Here is a 14662-nt window from a genome sequence, read left to right as displayed (position 1 = left end):
CTTCTTAAAATCCTTAAATTAGCTATCGGCTTGCAGTTGTTGTAATAACTGTTTTGGCGTCTGCTTTAGCGAACGTCGTTGAGTTAGCCAGCCAATCATCAATAATAGCAAACTACTCATACCTACTGAGATCAGCCATAATGTTGGATTCAGTTGTGGTGTCATATCCAACCAGAAAAACGCAATCATACCACTGGTGATTTGCCCGAGAAAGGCGGCAAACACACCGGCTAATAAACCAATTAATACAAACTCGGTTAAACCAATTTTGACGATGTCGGTTTGGCGTGCGCCTAATGTTCGAAGCAACAACCAGCTACGCAAGCGTCCAAGTTGCGAGGCTTGAGTAGCCGTAAAAATAACAATCAAACTCGACACTAAGGTAAACACATACAGTAAACTCACCGCCATTGAGGCTTGTTGCATAATTTGCTGAATTTGACCAATCATATCTCGCGCATCAATCCACAACACGCCTGGAACTTCATTATTGATCGCTTTGCGTAAACCTGCGGTTTCCGCTTTTGATAAATCGGATTTAAAGTTAGTGATGTAACTGATCGGTAAGTTTTGGTCGGCTACCGGTTCTAAGATAAAAAAGAAATTAAGCCGGAAACTTTGCCATTCTACCTCTCGTAGGCTCACCAGTTGATAACTGAAACGCTGACCAATCAAATCAAAGGTTAAGCGATCACCTAATTTTAAATTCAATAACTCCGCAATTTCGGCTTCCACTGACACGCCGGGTAAATCCGAACGCTGGTCAGCGCTTAACTGTTGTGTGATGCGATTGTAGCCGGGTGGGTTTTCTAATAACGCTATATTGGCTTCGCGCTCCAATAAACGTTGCGCGCGGCCTTCGTCTTGATCTTGTATGCGTAAGGTCTGCTCGTTTAGTGCAACCAATCGACCGCGTACCATGGGTACTAAGTCAGCTTGTAGTTGTTTACTTTGTAACAGCTGGTTCACTGATCCAGCTTGATTCGGTTGAATATTCATCATAAAGGTATTAGGGGTGTTTTCTGGTAAGGAAGCTTGCCAGTTTTGCAATAAGTCTTGGCGCACAAACGTCATGAGCACCAAAATGAACACCACTAAGCCTAACGAGATTAACTGCAAAGTCACCAGGCCTGGTTCACGGGCTAAGGCGGCTAAAGACAAACGCAACCAACCTGAGCTAAAAGGCTGCAGTTTACTAATCAACCAAAGCAAGCCTTGTGCTACGCCGTACAACAAGGCTGCGCTGATTAACAACACCGGAACGGCCCATAAAATAACTTGCGTGCTGAGTAAAAGCCACATTAAACCAACTAACAACAATAAGCTGACTAATAACATCGCAGTGGCGCTGTAACGTGTATCTCCCATTCGCAGGACTTGTAAAGGTGAGACGCGTGTGGCTTGTCGAAATGCCGGCCAAGCAAAGGTCCAAAGCGCTAATGTACCACTTAACAGACCTAAGCCGATGGCACGTCCATAACCGGTAATGACTAATGGGTCGAAGTAATTATCCAATATGGGCCGCAGCAGTTGAAATAAGCCTTGGCCAATCAAAACCCCAATCACGCTGCCGATCAGCGCGAGCAACATGAGTTGAATCGCAAATAAACCGGTTAATTGAAGATTGGATGCACCACTGGCGCGCATCAGCGCCATCGAAGCCGTCCAACGCTGTAAATAGAATCGACTGGCGATTAGAATCGCAAGCCCGGCAATGAGTACGGTTGCCAAGGCGGATAAGTCTAAAAACAACCAAGCCGTATCTAAGGATTTTTCTAAATCCGGTGTCGGTGCCCGTGCGTTAATAATTTGCCAATGCGCTTGAGCTTCATTTTCTAACTGTTTCTGCCAGCGTGCGAGAGTAGCCGGGTCGCCACTAAAACCCAATTCGTAATTAACCCGGCTGCCCGGGCCAATTAAACCTAAGCCATCAAGTTGATTGAGCGGCAAAATCACTTGCGGCGCGAATTGCGAAAAAGTAGCTTGAAATACGTCCTGTCCACTTAACCAATCTCGCACCTTAAATTCTTTACGCCCTAAAGTGAGTGTGTCGCCTAGCTTTAAATCAATTAACCCGTTGAGTTGTGGGTCGGCCAATATTTGATCGCTTTGCACCTGACTAAGCGAAGTTTGTTGTTTCGTTTGCAATGCACCACGCAGTGGGTAGTTAGCCTCGATACCTTTTAGTTGCACCATTTGAAACTGATCGTTAAACATGGCCATGGTTGTGAGGGTGATGTTTGCACTGGTGTCCAGACCATCTGCTTGAGCCTGCTTGGCCCAAGTCGGTTCGATCGGACGGCTGGAACGAATCACCAAGTCCGCGGACAAGGATTCGGCCGATTTTGCTAGCATGCTTTGATGAACGGTGTGAGCCAATTGTTCAACCAGGGTCACACTCGAACTGGCGACCACCACCGCCAGCCATAACCAAAGCCAGTCTCCACGCCTAAATCCGCGCATAAACCACAAGCTAGCCGCTTTAAAACTAGAGACTATTCCGGTGTTGGCGCGCATTATAAGCCGTCCTCAAGTTGACCGTGTTGCAGGGTAACTTGGCGTTGGCAAAGTTGTGCAAAGGCCCGGTCATGCGTGACCAGAACCAATGTAGTGTGTTGTTGCAAATCAAATAATAAATCTTGGACTTGTTTAGCTGTGGTTTCGTCTAGGTTGCCTGTGGGTTCATCTGCAAACAAAATGTCGGGTTCGGTGACAATCGCGCGCGCAATTGCGACGCGTTGTTGTTCACCACCGGATAAGGCACGCGGTGTGTGAGTTAAACGGTGGCTTAAGCCCACTTTCTCCAGTGCCGCTTCAGCGCGTTCACGTGCTTGGTCCACGCCAAATAATTCCAGCGGCATCATTACATTTTCCAGCGCGTTCATCCCTGGCATGAGTTGAAAATTCTGAAAGACAAATCCCACTTTTAAGGCGCGGACTTGGGCGCGTTGGTCTTCGCTTAATTGGTTCATTGAATGTCCGAGTAACTCAATTTCACCTGAAGTGGGGGTGTCTAATCCAGCCATTAAGGCCAATAGCGTGGATTTGCCTGAACCTGAACGCCCGACAATAGCTAAGCTTTGATTCGGCTCGACATCTAGGTTGCAGCCCTTTAAGATAGAGATATTTTCTTGCGCAGAGGACACCTGGTAGTGAACATCCTTCAACTGAAGTACCGAGCTTGTTTTCATATTAGCCTATTCGTTTTTTTAATCATAATGTTTGGGTTCAATACTAACCCCGTTCAAGCCCAGTCGCAAGACGTGATGCTGGTTATGGGCGACAGTTTAAGCGCGGCTTATGGTATGTCGACTGAGCAAGGTTGGGTGGCTTTATTACAACAAAAATTGAATAAACAAACTCAGGATAAATTGTTCAATATTAACGTGGTGAACGCGAGTTTGAGCGGAGAGACCACGTCGGGTGGTTTACAACGTTTACCGAATCTGATTAAACGTCATCAGCCAAGCTATGTCATTTTGGAACTGGGGGCAAATGATGCATTGCGTGGTCAAAATTTAAGCACGACAGAACATAACCTAGCAAGCATGATTGAGATCAGTCAGCAAGCCGGTGCTAAAGTGCTGTTGTTAGGTATTCGGTTGCCAACTAATTATGGGCCGGCTTACGATGCGCGTTTAGCGCAAACCTATCTGAGTTTGGCCGAAACCTATCAGTTAGATTTGGACCCGTTTTTTCTAGAAGATGTGGCGTTAGATCCAGACTTAATGCAAAACGATGCTTTGCACCCTAACCCCAAAGCTCAGCCGATCATATTGCAACGATTGTGGCCAAAGTTGACCCGCTTAATTCTTTCGCAAGATTAAAACAGATTTAAGCGGATTTAAGACGCAGGCTGATTCGCTTGAAAACCTTGTTGATAGGCGGCCAATAGAGCTTGCTTCAGCATGGGGTGTTGATCTAAGTCCTCAATGTCTAACAGTTGTTTAGCTAAGCGTTGCAGGCTAGGCAGCGCGTTTTTCTGGTGCCAATCTTCAATAAAACCAGCCTCATCAAACACGCCATTCACCACAAAATCGGCTGCGCGACCTTGGGCACCTAAAATCTCAACTGGCTCCATTTGCATGGCTTCAAATAGATATGAATAGGTATCCACTTGGCTGGCGCGCGCGACCCAATCATGAAAGTCTGGTAATGCACCGTGTTTAGCTAAACGCGCATCTAAATCAATGGGTGCTTTAAAGTGGTGCACCTGACCTTGATAAGAAACTTGAATGCCGAGGGTTAAAGCGTTTGAACTCATGTTTTTATTCCGATAATTTTCGCGCCATTATAAAACAAAAAGGCCCGGTGATGCGGATCACCAGGCCTGGTGGTTGGCATAATGCGGAACCTGAAAGGTTTTAACTTAGTGTTAGCCTTGCCAATGACCGCCCAAGGCTTTGTAGAGTTCAATGCTAGCGTTCAGATAATTACGCTTGGTGGTGACCATCGCGACTTCAGCATCAAATAAAGTACGTTGAGCATCCAACACTTCTAGGTAGCTTGAATAGCCCGAATCAAAACGTTTTTGCGCCAAATCCAAGGTGCTGCGCAATGCGATCACTTGACGTTGTTGAACATCAAGCTGGCGTTCTGAACGTTTATGCATGTTTAAGGCATCTAACGCTTCAGCAAAGGCTTGGCGCAAAGTTTGTTGATACTGGTTCAACATGATCTGTTGTTCCGCTTCGCTGATTTGCACCTGAGCGCGTAAGGAACCGGCATTAAAAATCGGCGCGGTTAGACCGGCTTGGGCTTGCCAACGGGTTGAATTGCCATCAAACAAGGTATCTACCGAGTTACTATTAACTCCAATTAAGCCGTTTAAACTTAGTTTAGGGAATAGGGCGGCTCGTGCTACACCAATATTGGCATTGGCCGCAATAAGACGTTGCTCAGCGGCTTGAATGTCGGGACGACGCATTAATAACTCGGACGCTAAATCCGAATGCAAAGCCGGAATTTCGGTATCCGTAAACCCGCCGTTACCAGCTTCAGCTTGGCTAGCTTTGACCATTTGGGCGGGCGTGTCACCCACTAACAAACTTAGGGCATGGCGTTGGACATCACGTTGTTGTTCTAAATTAATTAACTCAATTTCAACACGCGTTAATTCCACTTCAGCTTGCTGCACGGCCAGTTGGGTTAAACGACCCAACTCATACTGGCGTTGGCGCAACTGTAAGTTTTCTTGGCGAGAACTGACCGTGTTGCGCGCAATAGACACCATTTGATCGAGTGCGCGCAAGTTGAAATAACTGGTGGCCACCGCAGAAGTTAAGCTCAAACGCAAAGCTTGGGTGTCGGCTTGCATGGCTTCATACTCGGCGCTTAAACGCAGTTGGTTTGAGCGCACGCGTCCCCATAAATCAACTTCATAACTGATTAGGCCGTCCAGGTTATAGCTTTCGAATTCTGCACCTGGAGCTTGTGGGGCATTGTCGCTGGTTTGTTGGCGGCCTAAACCACCTTGCACTTGCAAGCTGGGCCAGTGCTCGGCGCGACCTTGGGTTAAGGCGGCGCGAGCTTGGAATAAACGCTGTTGTGCGATATTAAAATCGGCATTACGTTCCAAGGCTTTGTCCAGCATGGCCTGTAAAGTGGCATCATCAAACTGCAACCACCAGGCCTGTTCAGTTTCAGGGATCACCAGGCCTGGTGCTTGTTGAATTTCGCCAATTGTTTGCGGTAAATCGGTTTGCGGCTTTTCGTAGTTAGGCATCTGCGAACAACCCGCTAAAACCAACATCAAACTGAGCGGTAAAATTTTACGCGTGGTACGAATCATGAGGTTTCTCCTGCGCGATTCTTCCGTTGACCTAACCATTCAGAGAAGGTCGCAACCCAACGGAAGAACATCGGAATAAATAATGGGGCGAGGAAGGTGGCTAGAATCATACCACCTACCACGCCGGTGCCAACCGCATTACGTGCCGCCGCACCGGCACCTTCACTTAACATCAACGGAATGGCCGCCATGGTAAAGGCTAACGAAGTCATTACAATTGGGCGGAAACGCATACGCGCGGCTTCTTGTGAGGCATCCAACAAACTCATGCCTTGGGCGCGTTTTTGCATCGCAAATTCGACGATCAATATCGCGTTCTTAGCCGACAAACCAATCAGGGTTAATAGTCCAAGTTCAAAGTAAATGTCGTTATCCAGCCCCGCCAATTTAGTCGCCAGGGCGGCCCCAAGTACGGCGAAAGGCACCGCGAGTACCACCGCAAGTGGTAAGGTCCAACGCTCATATTGCGCGGCTAGAATTAAGAATACGATCAGTAGACCAAATAAGAAGGCTTGGCTACCGGCGCCAGCTGACAATTCCTCTTGATAAGCTGAACCAACCCAGCCTAGAGTAAAGCCTTGTGGGGCGAGTTCATCCACCACTTCTTGCAGGGCTTTCATCGCATCGCCTGAGCTATAACCTGGTTTGGGTTCAGCGGTGATTTTGGCCGCCGGAAAGAGGTTAAAGCGATCCACTACATCGGCACCGGTGATGCGTTTGAAGTCAATCAGGTTCGCTAGCGAAACCATTTCACCGGTCGCAGAACGTACAAACACGTCTTTTAAATTGTCGGCCGTTTCACGGTATTTGGATTCCGCCTGCATATTGACGCGGAAGGTGCGCCCAAACAAGTTGAAGTCATTCACATACAAGCTACCAAAAGTGGATTGCATCGCTGCGAAAGCTTCATTTATCGAAACCTGCATCGCCAAGGCTTTTTCACGATCTAAAATCGCCTCGTACTGCGGTGTTTTGGTAGAGAAAGTGGTGCGGACACTTTGTAATTCTGGGCGGGCATTCGCCGCGCCGACAATTTTGTCCATCAGCTCACTTAAATCCGAGGTACTGGCACCCATCCGGTTTTGAATATAACCTTCAACCCCACCAGTCATGCTCATGCCCGTAATGGTTGGCATCGCAATTGGCATGGTAAAGGCTTCATCGTGCCCCATAAATTGACCAAACAATTGACCCACTACCGCGTCAATTTTCATATCATCCGACTGGCGCTCATCCCAAGGTTTTAGGCCGACAAAGCCCGCCGCCGAATCGGTTTTAAGCGCAAAGGTTTGGATATCAAAACCGGCAAATAGCGTCGCGTATTCAACGGCAGGGTGTGCCATTAACTGGTCGTTAATTTGATCACGCACTTCTTCAGTTCTTGACAGAGACGAGGCAGGCGGTAGATAGCTCACGACTAAAATGCTGCCTTTGTCTTCTTGTGGTACTAAACTTTTTGGCAAGCTTTGCAATTGTTGAACCGCTAAAGCCCCCAACACTACAAATAACAGCAGGCTTAATAAGCTATAACGCATAACCTTGGCGACACCGGTGCTGAATTTGTTGGTTAACCAATCAAAGCTTCGGTTAAACCAGCCAAACCAGCGGTGGGGTGTATGCTCTTCGTCTTTAAGTAAGGTGGCACATAAAGCTGGGGTTAAGGTTAAAGCCACCAGGCCTGATATCGCGACCGATACGACAATGGTAATAGCAAACTGCTTATACATCTCACCACTGAAGCCACCAATGAAGGCTACCGGTATAAATACCGCCGATAACACCAATACAATCGCAATCAGCGGGCTGGTGAGTTCTTTCATCGCTTTGATGGTGGCTTCTTTGGGGCGAAGTTTATCTTGGCGCATAATACGCTCGACGTTTTCGACCACGATAATCGCATCATCGACCACGATACCGATCGCCAAAATCATACCGAAAAGGGTGAGTTGGTTGATCGAAAAGCCCAGTAATTCAAACCCAATAAAGGTGCCGATAATCGAAAAGGTGCCGATAATCGAAACCGGAATCGCAATCAGCGGAATCAAGGTAGCGCGCGCATTCTGTAAGAACAAAAACACGATAAACGACACCAATACCAAGGCTTCAATGAAGGTGTAAATAACCTGCTCAATCGACACCTTTACAAACTTAGTGGTGTCATAAGGCACTTCGTAGTCAATGCCTTGTGGGAAACGTTCAGCGAGTTGTGCTAGTTTTTCATCCACCAATTTTGATACTTCAAGTGCATTCGCATCGGTTTGCAAGAAGATCCCAATCGGCACGGTCGGTTTACCATTAAAGGTGGCATCAAAGTTATAGCGTTCCGAACCTAAATCAACCCGTGCGATGTCTTTAATTTTCAACATCGAACCGTCTTGGTTGGCACGCAATACAATATTGCCAAAGGCTTCTGCAGTATTTAGGCGGCCTTCGGTAATGACGGTGTAGGTAAAATCTTGCTCGTTATAAAGCGGTTCTTGACCGATCTGACCGGCGGCAAATTGAGAGTTCTGATCACGAATCGCCACTGATACGTCGTTCGGGGTCACGCCATATTTGGCCATGCGGTTGGGATCTAACCAAATTCGCATCGAATAATCTTTCGAGCCAAATTGACGCACTTCGCCCACGCCTGGAATACGTTTGAGTTCGTCTACCACGTTAATTAAGCCGTAGTTAGCGACAAACACGGTATCTCGACTTTCATCACCGGAGTAGAGTGCAATCACCTTTAGAATGCTAGGCGAACGCTTATTAACCTGCACCCCAACGCGTTGAACCTCTTGGGGCAAACGGTTAATCGCCGCTTGCACCTTGTTGTTCACGTTCATTACGGCTTCGTTAATATTGGTGCCGACTTCAAAGGTTAAACTAACACTGACACTACCCGCCGAGGAGGCGACCGAGTTAATGTAAAGCATGTTTTCGATGCCGTTTAACTCTTGCTCCAGCGGCGCCGCAACCGTATCGGCAATGGTTTCTGCACTCGCACCCGCATACATGGTGCTCACGGTGACCTGCGGTGGGACAATTTCTGGATACTCGGCGACTGGCAAACCACGCATGGTTAGTAAGCCGACCAGCACAATCACGATCGACATGACGCTGGCAAAGACCGGGCGTTCGATAAAGAATTTAGAGAACATGCAGGGGCTCCTTATTGCGCCGCTTTTTCAGCGTCGTCAGATTGAATGGCCACGGGTGCGTTAGGGCGTAATTTAACCAGGTTATTGGTAATTAATTGATCTCCCGGCTCAAGTCCTTTCTTAATTAACCAGCTATTGCCGACTTGAGTTTGAAGGTCGACTGGTAGCATTGTGGCTTTATCGTCTTTGACGACATACACAAATGACTGTGTCCCGATTTGTAATACGGCTTTTTGTGGGATCTGAATCACATTTACCGCTTCAATTCCGGTTAAATCGACATGCACAAACGCACCCGGTAATAAGCTTTTGTTTGGGTTGTCAAAGCGGGCACGTAGCTTAACGCTGCCAGTAGCCGTTTCTACTTGGTGACCACGATAGTCGAGTTGCCCCTTAACAGTTTCTCCTAAATGGGTGACCGAAACAGTTGGGGATGCGCCATTTTGGTAACGAATTTGACCTTGCTGAATTTGCGTTTCGCGTTCAACAAACTCTTTTTCAACAATTGAAAAATGCACTTCAATTGGATCTAACTGTGTGATGTTGGTTAAATGGGTTGCGCCATAATCGCGCCCAACTAAATCACCCACGCTATGCATTCTTTGTCCAGTTAAACCTTGGGTTGGTGCAGTCACTTGGGTGTAATCCAAGTTAAGCTGAGCTTCTTGTAGCGCGGCTTGCGCACCCACCAGGCCTGCTTGAGCTAACTCGTAAGCCGAAATAGCTTGGTCGCGCTCTTGCTCACTCACCGCTTTTTCACGATACAAGCCTTCCACTCGTTTTTTCTCACGTTCAGCTTGGCGCAATTTAGCTTGCTCCATTAAAACTTGGGCTTTAGCACGGTTAACTGTCGCTTGATAAGGCTTGGGGTCAATTGTATAAAGCAGGTCGCCGGCTTTGACCTGCTCGCCATCCTGATAATGCTTTTCTAATAATAAGCCACTCACACGTGCATGAATTTCAATTTGACTGGCACTTTGGACTCTAGCTGGGTAGGTATAAGACAAAGGCACATTTGTTTTTTCTATGGTCAAAGTTTTGACAGGCAAGGGCGGCGGGGTCTGCGCAAAAACCGAGCTTGAGAACGCAAAAAGGCCTGAAATTAAAGAAGTTTTCAGGAGTGATTGAATAGAGTGTTTCATGGTTCAGCTCTTCCATGTTGATTAAAATTGTTAATAGTGTAGCATACATTACACTTTGGTCAAGCGCATAAACTATATGGTTATAGACTATAATGAATGTAATAAAAGGTTTAATGGAAAGTTTATGGAACAGTGTCAAACCCCCTTAACTAAACGTGGTTATGAACGTCACGAACGAATTTTAGAGGCGGCTGGTGAGGTGTTTGCCGAGCAGGGTTATGCTGGAGCTAGTATTAATGAAATTGTACGTCGATCCGGTGGTTCGCTGGGCACGGTATATAAGTTTTTCGGCAATAAACTGGGTTTGTTTGAGGCTTATTTTCGCAATTCCACGCCGATGAGTTTTGGACGGATAGTTTGCAAGATTCCTTAACTAAATTTGGCCGTGAGATGCAGGAGCTGATGTTTCAGCCGGATGCATTATTAATATATCGACTCGTATTGAACGATAACAGTGGCGATCAAGCTGAAGTTCAGCGCATTTTCCTCGAAAATGGTCCACATAAAATCACGCGGGTGTTATCGAATTATTTACGTAACCAATCGGCTAAGCACGCTTTGCAGATTGAGGATTATGACCTTGCGGCTTATCAATTTATTGAGATGATAAAGGGGCCGATGTATTTTAAAGCTTTGTTTGGCGATGCGGTTTGTAAACAGGAGCGTGAGCAAGCTTTAGCTCAAGCCACGCGTATTTTTTTGAAAGGCATTATGCCTTGTTAGGTTTTTCACTATTGAACGGACAAAACTAGATTTGAATCCAACGACTAAAACTACTCGACTCAATCGCTGGCTATATAAAGCCGAAGCTCGATTGGGTGCTTGGTTCGATCAGCTGGATCGGATTCAAGATCGCGAACACCATATTGTGATTACCGGCTTAAGCCGTAGTGGTAAGTCCATGCTGTTTACCGCCTTAATTGCGCAGCTCAATCAACGAGTCAGTAGTGCGCATGACCCGTTGCCCTTATTAAATGCCATACCACGTGATCGCATTGAAAAAGTGGATTTGCGCACTGAGTTTTCGGGCGTATCGACTTTTCCGTTTGCCGAAAATTTGATGAAACTGCAAAAGCGAGAGTGGCCTAAAGCGACCGATCAAGTGAGCGCATTTCGTTTAACCTTGTGGCTGAAGCAGTCAAATGCCATCAAGCAAAAACTGCTTGGCTCAAAGCGATTGAGTTTGTTTTTTTACGATTACCCGGGTGAATGGTTGATGGACTTGCCGTTGCAACAACTTAGTTACGCACAGTGGAGTGCCCAAGTCTTTGCCCAGTTAGCGAGCGATCCGCAGTCGGCCTTGTCGCAAGACTGGTTAGCTGAGCTGCGTAATTTTGATTTTGACCAAATGCCAAATGATATGGCGTTTGCTAGTTTGGTACAGGCTTATCAAACTTATCTAACCAAAGCTAAGGCAAAAGGTGTGTCGTTATTGCAGCCGGGTGCGTTAATTTTGCCACCACCTGGCCTTGATTGGATGAATCAAACATTTTGTCCTTTGCCCAACAAAGTATTAAGTGATCCATCCCATCCTTGGACGCAAAAAATGACGCAGAACTATACACGTTTTGTTGAAGGTTGGGTGAAACCCTTTCGCCAGGATTTCTTTAACCAAGCTGACAAACAAGTGGTCTTGGTGGACGTTCTGGAAGGCTTAAGCTTTGGGCGCGATTACCTAGAAGAAATGAAAGAGGCAATGAGTCATTTATCGAGCAGTTTTGTTTACGGAAAACGCAAATGGTACCAGCGTTTAGGTCGAAAAAATAAGATTACTCAGGTGGGCTTTGTCGCCACCAAGTCAGACTTGATTCCGGTGCAAGAACGCGCCAATTTATTGCGTTTACTGCAAGCTTTAACCCAAGGCATACGTACGCGTTTAAGCGATTTACCAGAAGTCAGTTTTGAACATTTTCTAATCGCATCGCTGATTTCAACCCAGCCGGAAGATCAAACCGTCATATATAAAGATGCCGAAGGTCAAACCCTGCGTCAGCACTTCGAACCTATCCCAGCTCAGCTACAAGATTTGCCATTAGGTGATTTTTATCCACGTATTCAAGCTTTGCCACCTAAGCTCGAATCGGTACAAGATTGGCAAAGCATGGGGTTAGATCAGTTAATGGATTATTTTCTAAAAGGTGCTTTAACATGACCCAGCGTTCACGTACTAAAACCGAGTCACTCAACCAAGATTTGGATGATTTGGTAACGCGGCCTGAGCCCACATCCGGCATGCCCGCACCGCTTAAAGACGAGACCGTCAATTCGAGAATCGGAATGGGCTTTTGGTTAATCAGTTTTGGTTTATTGGCTTTGCTCAGCTTTATGGCGTTTGATGTGTATTTGACTTTGCAGCAGGCCTGGTTGGTGCACCCGGTTTTATCAGCGGCGTTAGGGTTGGTTAGTTTGGTGTTTTTTGGCTTATTGCTGGGTTTAATAACACGCGAGGTGGCGGGTTACTGGCGCATGGGGCATATTCAGCAGATTGCGGAGAAGTGGCAACAAGCAATAGAACAAGACGATGTTAAACAAGCCAAAAGTCTATTGAATTATTTATTAAGTTTGCATGCCAAAAGCCCAACGGCTAATTCATTGGCGCAGGCCTACAAAAACACAATCAAACCGCACCACGATATCGAACAACAATGGTTTATTTACGACACCATGGTAGCCAAGCCATTATTAGCGCAAGCCAAAGCGATTATTAATAAAGAAGCCCTGCAAGCCGGTGGCGTGGGTTTATTAAGCCCGAATAACATGATCGAAACCTTGATGTTGATGTGGCGTAGCGCGCGCGTGGTCAAACGTATAGCCAACCTCTACGGTTATCGACCAGGCCTAGTGGGTAACATGAAACTACTGCGTATGAGTTTGGAAAACGTGATAATTCAACAAGCAACGGATATGTTGATTGAAGAGGGCGTTAGTGTACTGGGTAAAGGGTTGTTAAGTGGCTTAAGCCAGCAAGCCGGTAAAGCCGCCAGCACTGGAGTACTGGTTAAACGCATTGGTAAGTCAGCCTTACTGCTACTCAACCCCTTTAACGCACCGAAATAACCGCAAAAGAATTTTCACAAACTTAAGCCTGCTAGCTTGACAAGTTGGGGGCGCGTTCCTATAATGCGCTCACGTTTCAAAACATGCCAGTGTGGTGAAATTGGTAGACACGTCGGATTCAAAATCCGATGCCTAATAAGCGTGGCGGTTCGAGTCCGCCCACTGGTACCAAATTCTGCAAGTCCTACTATATACAACCGTAGCTCAGTTGGTTAGAGCACTACCTTGACATGGTAGGGGTCGGTGGTTCGAATCCACTCGGTTGTACCAATTATCTCTTACATCTTTTTTCTGTGACTATCTGTATTGATTTCTTAACGCCGTAAACCGGTCGAAGTTTTGAAGGAAAAGTTCACTCAAGACTGGATCAAACTGAACGCCTTTTTGTTGTTCGAAGAAATCACGAATTCTTGCATCTTCCCAGGCCGGTTTGTACACGCGCTCAAACGATAATGCATCAAATACATCTGCGATAGCGACAATGCGGCCATAAATATGAATTTGTTCACCGGATGTTTGATTCGGATACCCCTGACCATTCCACCATTCATGATGATCTCTCGCAATAGTGGCGGCGGCTTGGAGTAGTGGCTGTTTTGAGGTGCTAAGCAGGTCGTAACCTATTTGGGCATGTTGGCGCATAATCGAGTATTCATACTCGTTGTATTTTCCCGGTTTATTTAATATTGAATCTTCAATAGCCACCTTGCCAACATCGTGAAGTGGTGCGGCATCATGGATAATATCGATATCTTTTTCATCCAGTCCAGCGAGTTGAGCGAGATAACGACTATACTCAGATACTCTTTGCACGTGTTGGCCAGTTTCTTTTGAGCGCACTTCACAAATTTCGCCCAACCTCAGAACCACATCTCGCTGAGAAGCTTCTAGCTGGTCATTCAGTTTTGATATGGTGTTGGTAGCCTGTTCAACGCGGCTTTCCAGTTGTTTTTGAAAGCCGATTTGAGCTTGTTGTAGTTGAAGTTTAAAGCGGAAATTAAACCAGGCAATTAAGCTGATAAAACTGGTCGCAAAGATTAAGTTACTCACGATAAGAGGCGTGTACTCTATATGGTCAGGCGCGATGATGGTTAATCCCATTACGGCGACAAGTCCAAAGATGAAGCTTAGGTGCCAGCCTAGTAGTTGGCGTTGCTCTTCTAGAACAAAGGCCGCCATCGCAGGGAAGAGTGTTAGCCACAATACATCATAGGTTTGAGCGTCACCGACCCAGAAAAAACTGAAGAAGTACACCCACATTACGGCAAGATAGGTTTGTTGTATCTGCTCGATTTTAAACTTATAGGTGCTGATTAGGATCAGTGTAAGTGCGATAAACGCAATAGAGTGAGCTATTAGCAACGGCCAGCGCGCGAGAAAAAAATTAGCGAAAATGGCTAATAGCACGAACACCAAATTTACCCATAGCAACCGGGTCAGGGTATCACGCCACATAACAGGTTTTTGAAAGGTAGAGTAGGGCATAACTATCCGGCTTGTAAATCTTTTAAATCGTTCATGACTTG

Annotated in this window: 12 protein-coding genes and 2 tRNA genes; 7 read left to right on the top strand and 7 right to left on the bottom strand. The window is 46.4% G+C overall.

All coding sequences use genetic code 11. The features are described 5' to 3' along the window. Nucleotides 1-18 precede the first annotated feature (18 nt). Entirely contained in the window at nucleotides 19-2517 is a 2499-nt protein-coding gene (locus N746_RS0107195) for an ABC transporter permease (protein ID WP_051678573.1), read from the bottom strand. Next, nucleotides 2517-3191, bottom strand: a complete 675-nt coding sequence (locus tag N746_RS0107190; RefSeq protein WP_029935270.1) for an ABC transporter ATP-binding protein — start codon at nucleotides 3189-3191, stop codon at nucleotides 2517-2519. The genes N746_RS0107195 and N746_RS0107190 overlap by 1 nt, the downstream gene beginning before the upstream one ends. 27 nt (nucleotides 3192-3218) lie before the next feature. Here N746_RS0107190 and N746_RS0107185 point away from each other — a divergent pair, with 27 nt between their 5' ends. Further along, nucleotides 3219-3827, top strand: a complete 609-nt coding sequence (locus N746_RS0107185; RefSeq protein WP_029935268.1) for an arylesterase — start codon at nucleotides 3219-3221, stop codon at nucleotides 3825-3827. Nucleotides 3828-3844: 17 nt separating this feature from the next. Here N746_RS0107185 and N746_RS0107180 read toward each other — a convergent pair whose 3' ends face one another. From N746_RS0107180 to N746_RS0107165, 4 genes are all read right to left on the bottom strand, one after another. Beyond that, nucleotides 3845-4264: a hypothetical protein gene (locus N746_RS0107180; protein ID WP_051678572.1), complete on the bottom strand. Its 420-nt coding sequence runs from the start codon at nucleotides 4262-4264 to the stop codon at nucleotides 3845-3847. 111 nt (nucleotides 4265-4375) lie between these two features. After that, the gene (locus N746_RS0107175; protein ID WP_051678571.1) at nucleotides 4376-5791 is read right to left on the bottom strand and encodes an efflux transporter outer membrane subunit; all 1416 of its coding nucleotides are present in this window, start codon (nucleotides 5789-5791) and stop codon (nucleotides 4376-4378) included. Then, on the bottom strand, nucleotides 5788-8937 hold the full coding sequence (locus tag N746_RS0107170) for an efflux RND transporter permease subunit (protein ID WP_029935262.1): 3150 nt from the start codon (nucleotides 8935-8937) through the stop codon (nucleotides 5788-5790). Before N746_RS0107170 ends, N746_RS0107175 begins: the two co-directional genes overlap by 4 nt. Before the next feature lie 11 nt (nucleotides 8938-8948). After that, entirely contained in the window at nucleotides 8949-10079 is a 1131-nt protein-coding gene (locus tag N746_RS0107165; protein ID WP_029935260.1) for an efflux RND transporter periplasmic adaptor subunit, read from the bottom strand. Nucleotides 10080-10203: 124 nt separating this feature from the next. Here N746_RS0107165 and N746_RS0107160 point away from each other — a divergent pair, with 124 nt between their 5' ends. From N746_RS0107160 to N746_RS0107135, 6 genes are all read left to right on the top strand, one after another. Then, complete coding sequence (locus tag N746_RS0107160) at nucleotides 10204-10452, top strand: TetR/AcrR family transcriptional regulator (protein ID WP_029935257.1); 249 nt, start codon at nucleotides 10204-10206, stop codon at nucleotides 10450-10452. Beyond that, nucleotides 10437-10802 (top strand): TetR/AcrR family transcriptional regulator C-terminal domain-containing protein, encoded by a 366-nt coding sequence (locus N746_RS0107155; protein ID WP_029935255.1) that lies wholly within the window; start codon nucleotides 10437-10439, stop codon nucleotides 10800-10802. The genes N746_RS0107160 and N746_RS0107155 overlap by 16 nt, the downstream gene beginning before the upstream one ends. Before the next feature lie 31 nt (nucleotides 10803-10833). Next, complete coding sequence (locus N746_RS0107150) at nucleotides 10834-12231, top strand: YcjX family protein (RefSeq protein WP_051678570.1); 1398 nt, start codon at nucleotides 10834-10836, stop codon at nucleotides 12229-12231. After that, nucleotides 12228-13136 carry a DUF697 domain-containing protein gene (locus tag N746_RS0107145; RefSeq protein WP_029935250.1) on the top strand — a complete coding sequence of 303 codons (909 nt, stop codon included), beginning with the start codon at nucleotides 12228-12230 and terminating at the stop codon, nucleotides 13134-13136. Before N746_RS0107150 ends, N746_RS0107145 begins: the two co-directional genes overlap by 4 nt. An 85-nt stretch (nucleotides 13137-13221) precedes the next feature. Continuing rightward, a tRNA-Leu gene (locus N746_RS0107140) sits at nucleotides 13222-13307 on the top strand. A 22-nt stretch (nucleotides 13308-13329) separates the two neighbouring features. Then, nucleotides 13330-13406, top strand: a tRNA-Val gene (locus N746_RS0107135). Nucleotides 13407-13433: 27 nt separating this feature from the next. Here the strand turns inward: N746_RS0107135 and N746_RS0107130 are convergent. Next, nucleotides 13434-14621, bottom strand: coding sequence for an HD-GYP domain-containing protein (locus tag N746_RS0107130; protein ID WP_051678569.1), 1188 nt, complete (start codon nucleotides 14619-14621; stop codon nucleotides 13434-13436). Nucleotides 14622-14662: the final 41 nt, after the last annotated feature.

Origin of the sequence: Thiomicrospira pelophila DSM 1534, assembly GCF_000711195.1 — a bacterium.
Taxonomy (GTDB): domain Bacteria; phylum Pseudomonadota; class Gammaproteobacteria; order Thiomicrospirales; family Thiomicrospiraceae; genus Thiomicrospira; species Thiomicrospira pelophila.
Note: the sequence above shows the minus strand (reverse complement) of the source record. Positions and strands in the feature narration are given on the sequence as shown.

Excerpts from the sequence above, each read along its gene's own strand:
- N746_RS0107185 (WP_029935268.1), top strand. The coding sequence starts at position 3,219 with ATGTTTGGGTTCAATACTAACCCCGTTCAAGCCCAGTCGCAAGACGTG.
- N746_RS0107170 (WP_029935262.1), bottom strand. The coding sequence starts at position 8,937 with ATGTTCTCTAAATTCTTTATCGAACGCCCGGTCTTTGCCAGCGTCATG.
- N746_RS0107130 (WP_051678569.1), bottom strand. The coding sequence starts at position 14,621 with ATGCCCTACTCTACCTTTCAAAAACCTGTTATGTGGCGTGATACCCTG.
- N746_RS0107165 (WP_029935260.1), bottom strand. The coding sequence starts at position 10,079 with ATGAAACACTCTATTCAATCACTCCTGAAAACTTCTTTAATTTCAGGC.
- N746_RS0107190 (WP_029935270.1), bottom strand. The coding sequence starts at position 3,191 with ATGAAAACAAGCTCGGTACTTCAGTTGAAGGATGTTCACTACCAGGTG.
- N746_RS0107145 (WP_029935250.1), top strand. The coding sequence starts at position 12,228 with ATGACCCAGCGTTCACGTACTAAAACCGAGTCACTCAACCAAGATTTG.
- N746_RS0107180 (WP_051678572.1), bottom strand. The coding sequence starts at position 4,264 with ATGAGTTCAAACGCTTTAACCCTCGGCATTCAAGTTTCTTATCAAGGT.
- N746_RS0107195 (WP_051678573.1), bottom strand. The coding sequence starts at position 2,517 with ATGCGCGCCAACACCGGAATAGTCTCTAGTTTTAAAGCGGCTAGCTTG.
- N746_RS0107175 (WP_051678571.1), bottom strand. The coding sequence starts at position 5,791 with ATGATTCGTACCACGCGTAAAATTTTACCGCTCAGTTTGATGTTGGTT.
- N746_RS0107160 (WP_029935257.1), top strand. The coding sequence starts at position 10,204 with ATGGAACAGTGTCAAACCCCCTTAACTAAACGTGGTTATGAACGTCAC.